11 protein-coding genes and 1 tRNA gene are annotated in these 11500 nt (G+C 70.5%); 7 read left to right on the top strand and 5 right to left on the bottom strand.

Going from position 1 to position 11500, the window contains the following annotated elements:
• The first annotated feature begins 245 nt into the window (after positions 1–245).
• On the top strand, positions 246–1952 hold the full coding sequence (locus VIM26_RS00600) for an IS1634 family transposase (protein ID WP_331948367.1): 1707 nt from the start codon (positions 246–248) through the stop codon (positions 1950–1952).
• A gap of 1 nt (position 1953) precedes the next feature.
• Here VIM26_RS00600 and VIM26_RS00605 read toward each other — a convergent pair whose 3' ends face one another.
• The gene (locus tag VIM26_RS00605) at positions 1954–3018 is read right to left on the bottom strand and encodes an adenosine deaminase (RefSeq protein WP_331948368.1); all 1065 of its coding nucleotides are present in this window, start codon (positions 3016–3018) and stop codon (positions 1954–1956) included.
• Between the two features lie 139 nt (positions 3019–3157).
• Here VIM26_RS00605 and VIM26_RS00610 point away from each other — a divergent pair, with 139 nt between their 5' ends.
• Positions 3158–3667, top strand: coding sequence for a hypothetical protein (locus VIM26_RS00610; RefSeq protein WP_331948369.1), 510 nt, complete (start codon positions 3158–3160; stop codon positions 3665–3667).
• Between the two features lie 166 nt (positions 3668–3833).
• Here the strand turns inward: VIM26_RS00610 and VIM26_RS00615 are convergent, their stop codons facing one another.
• The 4 genes from VIM26_RS00615 to VIM26_RS00630 all read right to left on the bottom strand — a co-directional run bounded on the left by VIM26_RS00615 (position 3834) and on the right by VIM26_RS00630 (position 8390).
• Positions 3834–4502: a response regulator transcription factor gene (locus tag VIM26_RS00615; RefSeq protein WP_331948370.1), complete on the bottom strand. Its 669-nt coding sequence runs from the start codon at positions 4500–4502 to the stop codon at positions 3834–3836.
• Positions 4499–6052: a sensor histidine kinase gene (locus VIM26_RS00620; RefSeq protein ID WP_331948371.1), complete on the bottom strand. Its 1554-nt coding sequence runs from the start codon at positions 6050–6052 to the stop codon at positions 4499–4501. Before VIM26_RS00620 ends, VIM26_RS00615 begins: the two co-directional genes overlap by 4 nt.
• A gap of 62 nt (positions 6053–6114) precedes the next feature.
• Positions 6115–6999: a hypothetical protein gene (locus tag VIM26_RS00625; protein ID WP_331948372.1), complete on the bottom strand. Its 885-nt coding sequence runs from the start codon at positions 6997–6999 to the stop codon at positions 6115–6117.
• A 152-nt stretch (positions 7000–7151) separates the two neighbouring features.
• Complete coding sequence (locus VIM26_RS00630) at positions 7152–8390, bottom strand: pyridoxal phosphate-dependent aminotransferase (protein WP_331948373.1); 1239 nt, start codon at positions 8388–8390, stop codon at positions 7152–7154.
• A 146-nt stretch (positions 8391–8536) separates the two neighbouring features.
• On the opposite strand from VIM26_RS00630, the gene VIM26_RS00635 reads away from it, so the two are divergent.
• The 5 genes from VIM26_RS00635 to rplA all read left to right on the top strand — a co-directional run bounded on the left by VIM26_RS00635 (position 8537) and on the right by rplA (position 11314).
• Positions 8537–8609, top strand: a tRNA-Trp gene (locus VIM26_RS00635).
• A gap of 94 nt (positions 8610–8703) precedes the next feature.
• Complete coding sequence (gene secE, locus VIM26_RS00640; protein WP_331948374.1) at positions 8704–8991, top strand: preprotein translocase subunit SecE; 288 nt, start codon at positions 8704–8706, stop codon at positions 8989–8991.
• 108 nt (positions 8992–9099) lie between these two features.
• A complete protein-coding gene (gene nusG, locus VIM26_RS00645) occupies positions 9100–9942 on the top strand; it encodes a transcription termination/antitermination protein NusG (protein WP_331948375.1) in 843 nt (280 codons plus the stop codon).
• Between the two features lie 78 nt (positions 9943–10020).
• Positions 10021–10452, top strand: coding sequence for a 50S ribosomal protein L11 (gene rplK / locus VIM26_RS00650; RefSeq protein ID WP_331948376.1), 432 nt, complete (start codon positions 10021–10023; stop codon positions 10450–10452).
• Positions 10453–10591: 139 nt separating this feature from the next.
• Positions 10592–11314 carry a 50S ribosomal protein L1 gene (rplA, locus tag VIM26_RS00655; protein WP_331948377.1) on the top strand — a complete coding sequence of 241 codons (723 nt, stop codon included), beginning with the start codon at positions 10592–10594 and terminating at the stop codon, positions 11312–11314.
• Positions 11315–11500 lie beyond the last annotated feature (186 nt).

The raw sequence follows: 11500 nt of genomic DNA on the forward strand, positions 1-11500 counted from the left end.
GCTCGACTCCGGGATGGCTACCGCGCCCGAGCTGCAGGCGATCTCGGACGCGTTCCGGTCCTGGGTCGGCGAGGAGGACGGCTGGTTCAGCCTCCTCCACGGAGAGGTCCTCGCGCGGCCCTAGCGGGACCTTCCTGGCTATCGCGGTCCTGATGGCGCGACGCGGACGGGCTTGTTCGGGTTGACCTGGGGTTTCTCGGCGTGGCGAGTGGACTTTTGGGCGTCGATCTTGTATGACCTAAAGTATGGCGAGTCTGTACAAGAAGGTGATCAGCGGGAAGCCGTACTGGTACCTGCGCGAGATGGCGCGGGTGGACGGCAAGCCGAAGATGGTCTCGGAGCGCTACCTGGGCTCGGGGGCCGACATCGAGGCGCTGCTGGATGCCCACGAGGGCGCGGCGCTCCCCGAGCGGACCCGGCACCTGGGCTTCGGCGGGGTCGCGGCGACGTGGGGGTTGCTCGAGCGGTTGGACGTGATCGGGGTCATCGACTCGGTGGTCGGACCCCGGCGCGCCGACGCGAGCGCGTCGATCGGCACGTACCTGGCGCTGGCCGCGCTGAACCGGGTGGTCGCGCCATGTTCGAAGCTGGCATTCGCGGACTGGTGGAAGACCACCGCGGGCGTCCGGTTCACGCGGGTCCCGACCGGCGCGCTCGACCATCGCCGGTTCTGGGACGCGATGCACACGATCACCGTGAAGCAGCTGGCCGAGATCGAGCACCGGCTCGCGTTGGCGATGATCAAGACCTACGACCTGGACATCAGCTCGTTGGCGCTGGACATGACGAACTTCGCGACGTACATCGACTCCGGCAACGACAAGGCACCCATCGCCCAACGCGGCAAGGCCAAGCAGAAACGCTCTGACCTGCGCCTGGTCGGCCTGGGCCTGGTCGTCACCCGCGACGGCGGGGTCCCGCTGGTCGCGCATGCCTACCCCGGCAACCGGCCCGACGTGACCCAGTTCCAGACCATGATCGACCTGCTCCACGCCCGGCACACCGCCCTGGCCACCCAGGTCGGCGCCCCCGCCCCCGGGGACGTGACGGTCGTCTTCGACGCCGGGCAGAACTCGGTCGCGAACTTCGACCACCTGACCGATCAGCACCTGGCGTTCGTGGGATCCGTCCCGCCCTCGGACGTGGCCGACCTGCTCGCCCTGCCTGCCGGCGACCGCCAGGTCGTGGACGTCGACCGGTTCGCGGGCCTGAGCGCGCTGGAGACCCGCCGCACCGTCTACGGCGCCGACCGGCGAGTGATCCTGACCCACTCACCGACCCTGCACACCGCCCAGTCCGCCGGGTTCGACCAGACCCTCGCCAAAGCCGTCCGGCAGCTCGACACCCTGGCCGACACCCTGGCCCGCGGCAAGACCCGCCGACCCGCCCCCAAGGTCACCGCCGAGATCGACACGATCACCCACGACCCCTGGCTACGCCGGGTCCTGCACACCACCCTGACCGGCGACACCCCGGCCGCCCACCGCCTCACCATCGTCGTGGACACCGCAGCCCGCGACGCCCTGGAAGAAGAGGTCTTCGGCAAACGGGTCCTGATCACCAACCGCGAGGACTGGTCGATCGCCGACGTAGTCGCCGCCTACCGGTCCCAGTCCGAGGCCGAGTTCAGCTTCCGCCAGCTCAAGGACCCCCACGTCGTCTCGTTCTCCCCGATGCACCACTGGACCGAGCACAACATCCGCGTCCACACCTTCACTTGCGTCCTGGCACTGCAACTCGCCCACCTCATGCGCCGCGAGGTTGAACAGGCCGGACTGCACCTCTCCGTGCGAGAACTCCTCGACCAGCTCGGCGCCATCGAGGAGACCGTCCTGATCTACCCCTCGACCGGCGGCCGCCCCAAATCCCGCCGGATGCTCACCGAGACCAACGAAACCCAAGACCAGCTCACCGAGATCTTCGACCTGACCAGGTGGTCGCCCCGAACTTAGGTCATACACCAAACCGCGACCCACGCGCCCCTGACCAGCAAGAACGCACCACACCCAAAAATAGCCAGGAAACTCCCGCTAGGAGGCGGGTCTTCGTCGCGGGCTGGGCTCGGGAGGCGCGGATCGAGCCGCGGGCCAGGTCGGCGAGCTCGTCGTCGGAGAAGCCATGCACGTCGCGGGCCAGCTGGTACTGGGCAGCGAGCCTGCTCCCGAACAGCAACGGGTCGTCCGCCCCGAGCGAGATCGTCGCTCCCGCGTCGACCAGGGTGCGCAGCGGGACCAGGCCGGCGTCGGCGTACACGCCGAGCGAGACGTTCGACGCCGGGCAGACCTCGAGCGCGACGCCGGCGGCCACGACCCGGTCGAGCACCCGCGGGTCCTCCGCCGACCGAACGCCGTGGCCGAGCCGGTCCGGGTCCAGGTGGTCCAGGACGTCCGCGACGTGCGCCGACCCGAGCAGCTCTCCGCCGTGCGGCACCGAGGCGAGGCCGGCACGCCGCGCGATCGCGAACGCCGGGCCGAACTCGGCGGTGTCGCCGCGCCGCTCGTCGTTGCTCAGGCCGAATCCGACCACCTCGCCGGGCCCCTCCCCGGCGTACCGCGCGGCGAGCCGGGCCAACGTGCGCGCTTCGAACGGGTGCCGGATCCGGGACGACGCCACGATGACGGCGACCTCGACGCCGGTGCTCGCGCTCGTCGCGCGGGCGGCGTCCAGCACGATCTCGAGGGCGGGGGTGACCCCGCCGACGAACGGCGCGTAGGAGGTCGGGTCGACCTGGATCTCGAGCCGGCCCGAACCCTCCGCCGCGTCGTCGGTCGCGGCCTCCGCGACGATCCGGCGCATCGCGGCCTCGGACCGCACGCAGGCCCGGGCGGCGTCGTACAGGCGCTGGAAGCGGAACCAGCCGCGCTCGTCGGCCGGCAGCCGCACTGGATCGCCCGCGAGCAGCACCCGGGGCAACCTGACCCCGGCCGCCTGCGCGAGCTCGGCGAGCGTCGCGACGCGCATCGAGCCCGTGAAATGCAGGTGCAGGTGGGCCTTCGGTAGCAGGTTCAGGTCGCGCATGTGGGCCATTCTGCCTGGTCAGCGGTGAGAGCAGTCTCACTGCGCTCTCCTGGGCCTCTCACCTCGGCGCGGCAGGTTGTGGTCTGTCATCGCCACGGAGGGCCGCATCCGCGCGGTCCGATGAGAGGGGTAGCTGCGCATGCAGACCAAGGCCTCCTGGATTCTCGCCAGTGCCGTCGGCGTGGTCGCGCTCGGTGCGACGGCTGCCTTCGCAACCGTCACCGCGCCGATCGAGTCGGCGCAGGCCACCTCGCTCTCCGCCGCGTCTACGGCCGACCCGACGACGACGCCGGCCGACGCCACCCCGGCCAAACCGACCACCGTGCCGGTCGTCGCTACGCCGGTCGCGAAGCCGGTCGCCGAACCGGTCGAGACCGAGCCTGTCAGGGCCGAGCCCGTCGAGACCGAGCCTGTCAAGACCGAACCGGCCACCGATCCGGTCAAGGTCCCCGGCAAGGACTGCAACCACGACGGCAAGGTCGACGACCCCGCCGAGGCGAACGACCCCGCCGAGACGGAAAGTGCCGGCTGGGCGAACGGTTTCGAGCACGCCAACTCGCACCGGACGCAGAACGCCGGTCACCACTACGGCAGCGGCCAGCGCGGCGGAAACAGCGGCGGCCACGGGCACGGCGGCGGGCACCGCTGACCACCCCTCCACAGACCTGGGCCACGAGAGTGGTCCTGGTGCGAAGACCCCCGGCCCCTGCCCGGGGTCTTCGCATGTGTGCGACCCGGCCGCGCGGCGGGCACGACCCCCGTGCGGCCGGCTGTCACCGTGTGACGGCCCGGCGACCTCAGGGAACTTCGAGAGCTCAGGGAACTTCGACGAGGCGATAGCCCATCCCGCGCAGCGTGGCGATGTGCTCCGCGCCGATCTTGCGGCGCAGGTACCGGACATAGACGTCCACCACGTTGGACCCGGGGTCGAAGTCGTACCCCCACACCTGCGAGAGCAGCTGCTCGCGGCTCAGCACGTGGCCCGGGTGACGCATGAAGGCCTCGGCCAGCGAGAACTCCCGTGCGGACAGCTCGACCTCGCGCGGCCCGACCCGGATCCGGCGGGTGAGCAGGTCGAGCGTCAGCCGGCCGTGGGTGAGCGTCGACTGCTCCCCGGCGGCAGCCGGCGTCCGCAGCCGTAGCCGGATGCGCGCGAGCAGCTCCTCGAACCGAAACGGCTTGGACATGTAGTCGTCGGCGCCGCTCTCGAGCCCGGCGACCGTGTCCGACACCGAGTTCCGGGCAGTCAGGATGATCACCGGCACCGTGCTCCCGGTGGCCCGCAGGTTGCGCAGCATGTCGCCGCCGTCGCCGTCCTCGAGCCCCAGGTCGAGCAGCAGGAGATCGACCGTCCCGCTCAGGGCATGGTCGTAGGCCTCGCGCGCGCTCGGGACGACGGTCGTCGTCATCCCGTGCGCCTGCAAACCCTTGGCGACGAACGCGGCGATCCTCGCCTCGTCCTCCGCGATCAGGATCTGTGTCACTGGTCCACCAGCTCCTCTGTGTTCGGCTCGCCGCTCTTGTCGGCAGCGTCCTCGCGTGCGTCGCGCAAGTCCAACTCGTCGGCGAACTCGTCGGGGTCCGCAACCTGATGCGAGGGCAGATCGATGACGAAGCGGGCCCCGCGCAACGGGCCCCACTGGTCGCCACGCGTGTCGATCGGGCCGCCGTCGGGCTGCTCACCGCCCGCACGTGCGAGCCGGACCGTGCCGTGGTGGGCGTTCGCGATCGCGGCAACGATCGGCAGGCCGAGGCCCGCACCATCGGTGCCCCGGGCGCCGTCACCGCGGGCGAACCGGTCGAAGATCAGGTCGAGGTCCTGCGCGGCGACCCCGGGCCCGTCGTCGTGCACCCAGATCAGGGCCCGATCGCCGCGGACCGCGCTGCCGATCCGGATCCTGGCGCCCTGCGGGGCGTAGGTGACCGCGTTCGAGATGAGCTGGAGCCACGCCTGGGTGATCCGCTGGGCGTCCAGGACGACGATGGCGTCCGCTCGGGCCTCGACCTGCCAGCGGCGGTCGCCGAGCGGCCTCGCCTTGTCGAGCACGTCGTCGGTCAGCCGGCCCAGGTCGGTGGGGGCGGGGCGGACGAAGTCCGGCCTGTCCACGGTGGCGAGCGTGACCAGATCGTCCACCAGGCGGTGCATCCGGTCGAGCTCGTCCAGCGCCAGCGCCCGGGTCGCCTGCACGTCCGCGTGGTTCGCGGCGTCCATGAGCTCCAGGTGACCGCGTACCACGGTCAGCGGCGTGCGCAGCTCGTGCCCGACGTCGTCCAGCAGGCGCCGCTGTGAGCCGAACGCGAGCTCGAGGCGGTCGAGCATCGCGTTCACGGTGTGCGCCAGGTCGGACAGGTCGTCGCGTCCCGTGACCGGGATCCGCTCGGAGAGGTCGGTCTCGGTGATGTGCCGTGCGGTGTCCCGCAGCAGACGCACGGGTCTGAGCAGCCCGCCCACGACGAGCCAGCCGACGGCGCCGATGACCACGAGCGACCCGAGCGCGACCACCGCGTAGCTGCGGAAGGAGACCATCAGCGCGCGATGCTCCGCCGCCCGGTCGACGGCGACCACGAAGAACCCATGGGAGTTGTCACCGGACACGCTCACCGGCAGCGCGACGAAGCGGTACTGGGTCACCTGCGTGCGCAGGGTGCGCAGGTGCGGGGTTGCGCCGGGGTCCAGATGGCGCAGGACGGACATCAGCTCGGGGTCCTTCTCGAGGCGAAGGCTCACGGTCGGCGCCGCGAGCCACTCCTCGTTGCCATCGGCCAGGGCCACCACCCCCTCCTGCGCGGCCGGAGCGCGGCGCTGGACGGCGAGGTAGAGCAGGTGGTCCAAGGACTCGAACGGCTTGGAGGTCTCGGGGTCGAGGTCCGCCGCGGCGAAGTCACGCAGATCCTGGGCCGCGCGGGAGAGCGAGTCGTCGATGCGCAGGTCGGTCCGCTGGATCTGCACGAAGGTCGAGGTCGCGCCCGCGATGGCCATCGCGAGGGCGGCCAGGGCGAGGACGGCGGTCAGCATCCGGGCCCGTACCGTCATGCGGCTGAGGCGCCTGCGGGACAGCGCCACCACGCGCAGGACTCGCAGCCTGAGACGGTCGATCATCGGCCGCGCGGGCCGTGGGAGCTGGGGACCGCGCCAGCCGGGGCGAGCTTGCCCGAGCTCTGCCTGCCGGGGATGTGCGTGGCCGAGCCGTGCGTCGACGGGCTGTGCATGCTCGAGCTGTGCGTGCCTGAACCGTGCGTGCCGGAGCTGCGCGTGCCCGCGGAGCTGGCACCCGAGCTGTGCTTGCCGTTCGCGAGCCGCGTGCTGCGAGCGGCGTCCGTGCGCGCCGGACCGACGGGCTTCGGGGCGTCGTCCGCCCGGGGTCGGCGGGTCTCGATCGGGACCGTGGCGGACGCGCGAACGGGTGCGGCGACCGCAGGCTCGACCGTGTCCTGCGCCTCGACGTCGGGAGCCTGGACCATCAAGGCGGTGAGTATCTCGAGCTGCGCACCGGACAGTGCCCGAGCACCGGGGGCCACGACGGGGCCGTCGGCGCTGATGACCTGGTCAGCGACCGAGTGGGCGTCGGTCATGCTCTGGTGGCCGGCACGGGAATGTCTTACCGTCTTGACGTGCCGCGGTTTGGCCTCCCGGACGGCGACCGCCGTCGGCCTGGCGCCCGCCTCGCCCGGCGCGAGGGAGGCACGGAAGACCGGCACCGCGGGCGCTGCCGCGGTCCCCGCGAATACCGCCGGTGCCGCCACGGCCGGCCGGGCCTCGGCAGGTGCCGGCAAGAGCGGTGCCGGCACGGCCGGTGCAGCCCCGGGCGGAAGTCGTACCGGCAGGACGCGCAGCGCGGGCTGCGGGCGCACCGCGAGCACCACGGGCCCGCCGAGCACGTCGGCCCCGTCGGTGCCCGCGCTGCCGTAGGCAGCACTCAGCCCACCGAGCACCAGAACGGCGACGGTACCGAGCGCGACGGGCCTGCGGACAGGGGACACCGGTCCAGTATTAGGGGTCGGTGCGGGCCGGGGTCACGCCACGGATGGCGCCCGCCGCCAACTTCACCCCGCGCGACCCCATCCGGAGCAGCCATCCGGGGCCTCCTCGCGGCGTGTGCGGCTAGGGCGCCGACGGGTCGAACCGGCGATCGCTACCGGGCCTCGGCGAGCAGCTTCTGGATGCGGCCGACGCCCTCGGCGAGGTCCGCGTCGCTCAGCGCGTACGACAGCCGCAGGTACCCGCTCGGCCCGAACGCCTCGCCGGGGACGACCGCGACCTCGACCTGCTCGAGGATCAGGGCCGCGAGCTCCGCCGACGTCGTCGGGGTGACGCCGCGGATCGTCTTGCCGAGGACGCCCTCGACGCTCGGGTAGACGTAGAAGGCGCCGGTCGGCATCGGGCACACCACGCCGTCGATCGCGGAGAGCATCTCGACCATGGTGCGCCGGCGCCGGTCGAAGGCGGTGCGCATCTCGTGCACGGCCGAGAGGTCGCCGCTCACGGCGGCGATGGCGGCGCGCTGCGAGACGTTCGCGACGTTCGAGGTGAGGTGCGACTGGAGGTTGGTCGCCGCCTTGATGACGTCGGCCGGCGCGATCATCCAGCCGACCCGCCAGCCGGTCATCGCGTAGGTCTTCGCGACGCCGTTGAGCACGATCGTGGTGTCGGCGAGCTCGGGAACAGCGCGCACGATCGGGGTGAAGACGGCGTCGTCGTAGGTCAGGTGCTCGTAGATCTCGTCCGTGATGACCCAGATCCCGTGCTCGAGCGCCCAACGCCCGATCGCGGCGGTCTGCTCGGGGGAGTAGACCGCGCCGGTCGGGTTGGAGGGGGAGCAGAACAGCAGCGCCTTGGTGCGCTCGGTGCGGGCCGCCTCGAGCTGGTCGACGGTCACCAGATAGCCCTGGTCGACGCCCGCGAAGACCTCGACCGGTACGCCGCCCGCGAGGCGGATCGCCTCGGGGTAGGTCGTCCAGTACGGCGCCGGCAGCAGGACCTCGTCGCCCGGGTCGACGATCGCGGCGAACGCCTGGTAGACGGCCTGCTTGCCGCCGTTGGTGACGAGCACCGAGGAGGGGGCCACCTCGTAGCCGGAGTCCCGCAGGGTCTTGGTCGCGATCGCCTGGCGCAGCGCGGGCAGGCCGGCCGCGGGGGAGTAGCGGTGGTTCACCGGGTCGGGCGCGGCCGCGACGGCGGCGTCCACGATGTACGACGGCGTCGGGAAGTCCGGCTCGCCGGCTCCGAATCCGATCACCGGCCGTCCGGCGGCCTTGAGCGCCTTGGCCTTGGCATCGACCGCGAGCGTCGCGGACTCGGCGATCGCCGCGAGGCGGGCCGAGACGCGGGGCTTGGTGGACGGCTGGACCGGGGTCTGCTGGGGTACGTTCACGCGGGCCATCTTGGCATGCCTGGTTCGACCCCTGCCGGGTCCTCGCGTACAGTGATCCGTCGGTGGTTGACGTCCGCCATGATCGGTGATGCCCGCGGGGGGTTTATCCCCTTCGGCGCGCTGTTCGGGAGGATACCGATCGCCGTAGGGCAGTGGCGCAATTGGTAGCGCACCGGTCTCCAAAACCGGCGGTTGCGAGTTCGAGTCTCGCCTGCCCTGCGCATGTGGCGCCCGGGTCGACTTCTATAGGTCGGTCCGGGTTGTCCGACAGGCGACATCACGGATACCGACATCACGAGACTAGGGACCAACTGTGAGCGATTCCGCTGCGGCGTCCGGCACCGACGGCGCGGCCGCCGACCGGGCGACGCCTGCCCGCAGCGGTTCGGTCAAGGACGCCCCTAAGCGCGGGTTGTTCGACCGGATCGCCCTCTTCCTGCGCCAGGTCGTCGCGGAGCTGAAGAAGGTCGTCCGGCCGACGCGCTCGGAGCTGGTGACCTACACGACCGTCGTCGTGGTCTTCGTGCTTGTCGTGATGGCGTTCGTGACGGGAATCGACTTTGTTATCGGTCGGCTCACGTTGTGGGTGTTCGGGAAGTAGTGCGTCGAGCTTCTCAGCATGAGTGAGAAGCTCCCGCCCGGCGCCCGTCGGTGCTCGAGAGTCGTGGTTATTTCATGAGTGATGGTCTTTAAGAAAGCAGGTCCGGACGTGTCGCAGGAGTCGCAGGAGTCGCCCGCCCTCGAAGCGGAGCTCGAGGACACCCTCGCGTCGGTCGAGGCAACCGAGGAGGCGGACGTCGAGGAGACGCCCGCCGCCGACGTCGAGCCGGCGGACGCTTCCGACGAGGTCGAGGCTGCCGACGAGGACGAGGTCGTGACCGACGAGGTCGCCGACGCCGACGAGGACGAGGTGGCGACCGACGAGGTCGTCGCCGACGAAGACGAGGTCGAGGTCGTGGTCGACCCGATCGAGGAGTTCAAGACCGAGCTTCGCCGCCAGCCGGGCGAGTGGTACGTCGTGCACTCCTACGCCGGGTACGAGAACCGCGTGAAGGCCAACCTGGAGAACCGCACCCAGAGCCTGAACATGGAGGACTACATCCACCAGGTGGAGGTCCCCATGGAAGAGGTCACGGAGATCAAGAACGCGCAGCGCAAGATCGTCAAGCGCGTGCGGATCCCCGGGTACGTGCTCGTCCGGATGGACCTCACCGACGAGTCGTGGGGCGCCGTTCGGCACACGCCCGGTGTGACCGGCTTCGTCGGGCACACCCACCAGCCGGTGCCGCTCACGCTCGACGAGGTCTTCTCGATGCTCGCACCCACCCTTGCGCCCAAGACGCAGGCCGCCGCGGCCGCGAAGGCCGCGAGCGAGATCAAGGTCGACTTCACGGTCGGCGAGTCCGTCACCGTCACGGACGGGCCGTTCGACACGTTGCCCGCCACGATCTCCGAGATCAACGCCGAGAGCCAGAAGCTCAAGGTGCTCGTTTCGATCTTCGGCCGGGAGACCCCGGTCGAGCTGTCGTTCAGCCAGGTCGCCAAGATCTGATCTGACACGACCCGACGTCGTCGCGCGACGCCGCCGGGATCGCACTCCACTGATTCACCGAAGCAAGGACCCGACATAATGCCCCCGAAGAAGAAGGTCTCCGGCCTGATCAAGCTCCAGATCAAGGCTGGGGCCGCCACGCCGGCACCGCCCATCGGCCCCGCCCTGGGCCAGCACGGCGTCAACATCATGGAGTTCTGCAAGGCGTACAACGCCGCGACCGAGTCGCAGCGCGGGAACGTCATCCCCGTAGAGATCACCATCTACGAGGACCGCTCCTTCACCTTCATCACCAAGACGCCCCCGGCAGCCGAGCTCATCAAGAAGGCCGCCGGAGTCGCCAAGGGCTCCCCGACCCCGCATACCGTGAAGGTCGCGACCCTGACGGCCGCGCAGGTGCACGAGATCGCCTCGACCAAGTTCGAGGACCTCAACGCCAACGACCTCGCCGCCGCCGAGAAGATCATCGCCGGCACCGCCCGCTCCATGGGCATCACGGTCGTGGCCTGACCTCAGTAGCACCCGCCGCGCGCCCGGGCACAGAGCCTCGGGCCGCAGCATCGATTCACCCGTAGTACCGGGGCTGGACGTCAGCTCCGGGTGGCAGGGCCGCGCAGGCCCGACGACCACGACTGCAAGGAGAGAGCAGATGACCAAGCGCAGCAAGGCCTACCTGGCCGCAACCGAGAAGATCGAGAAGGACCACGCGTACGCGCCGCTCGAGGCCGTCCGTCTGGCCCAGGCGACCACCGTCGCGAAGTTCGACGCAACCGTCGAGGTCGCCTTCCGCCTCGGGATCGACCCGCGCAAGGCCGACCAGATGGTGCGCGGCACCGTCAACCTGCCGCACGGCACCGGCAAGACCGCTCGGGTCCTGGTCTTCGCCACGGGTGAGCGTGCCGAGCAGGCACGCGCGGCCGGCGCCGACATCGTCGGTGGCGACGAGCTGATCGAGAAGGTCGCGGCCGGGTTCACCGACTTCGACTCCGCCGTGGCGACGCCCGACCTCATGGGCAAGGTCGGCCGTCTCGGAAAGGTGCTGGGTCCGCGCGGGCTCATGCCGAACCCGAAGACCGGCACGGTGACGATGGATGTCGCGAAGGCCGTCAACGAGATCAAGGGCGGAAAGATCGAGTTCCGCGTCGACAAGCACTCGAACCTGCACTTCATCATCGGGAAGGTCTCCTTCACCGACGTGCAGCTCGTCGAGAACTACGCGGCGGCGCTCGATGAGGTGCTGCGGCTCAAGCCGTCGGCGTCCAAGGGCCGCTACATCTCGAAGGCGACCATGGCCACGACCAACGGCCCCGGGATCCTCGTCGACCAGAACAAGACCCGGAACCTCCTCGAGGAAGAGGCCGAGGTCGCCTGACCTCGCGCCTCCCCCAAGCGCGTAGTCGCGAACTCGTAGTCGCTAGTGTGAAGTCGCTGACTTGTAGTCGCTAACGTCCGAGCGTTGACGTCCTATAGGACGTCAACGCTCGGACGTCAGCGGTTCGGCCGGTACATCACGACCGGCCGGCTCGCGACCGGGTAGCTCATCCAGAAGGGCCCGACG

The sequence above is a fragment of the Pengzhenrongella sp. genome, assembly GCF_036565025.1.
In the GTDB taxonomy this organism is placed as follows: domain Bacteria; phylum Actinomycetota; class Actinomycetes; order Actinomycetales; family Cellulomonadaceae; genus Pengzhenrongella.

Coding starts and splice junctions, on each gene's coding strand:
- VIM26_RS00600 (WP_331948367.1), top strand. CDS start 246: ATGGCGAGTCTGTACAAGAAGGTGATCAGCGGGAAGCCGTACTGGTAC.
- VIM26_RS00605 (WP_331948368.1), bottom strand. CDS start 3,018: ATGCGCGACCTGAACCTGCTACCGAAGGCCCACCTGCACCTGCATTTC.
- VIM26_RS00610 (WP_331948369.1), top strand. CDS start 3,158: ATGCAGACCAAGGCCTCCTGGATTCTCGCCAGTGCCGTCGGCGTGGTC.
- VIM26_RS00620 (WP_331948371.1), bottom strand. CDS start 6,052: ATGACGGTACGGGCCCGGATGCTGACCGCCGTCCTCGCCCTGGCCGCC.
- rplK (WP_331948376.1), top strand. CDS start 10,021: ATGCCCCCGAAGAAGAAGGTCTCCGGCCTGATCAAGCTCCAGATCAAG.
- rplA (WP_331948377.1), top strand. CDS start 10,592: ATGACCAAGCGCAGCAAGGCCTACCTGGCCGCAACCGAGAAGATCGAG.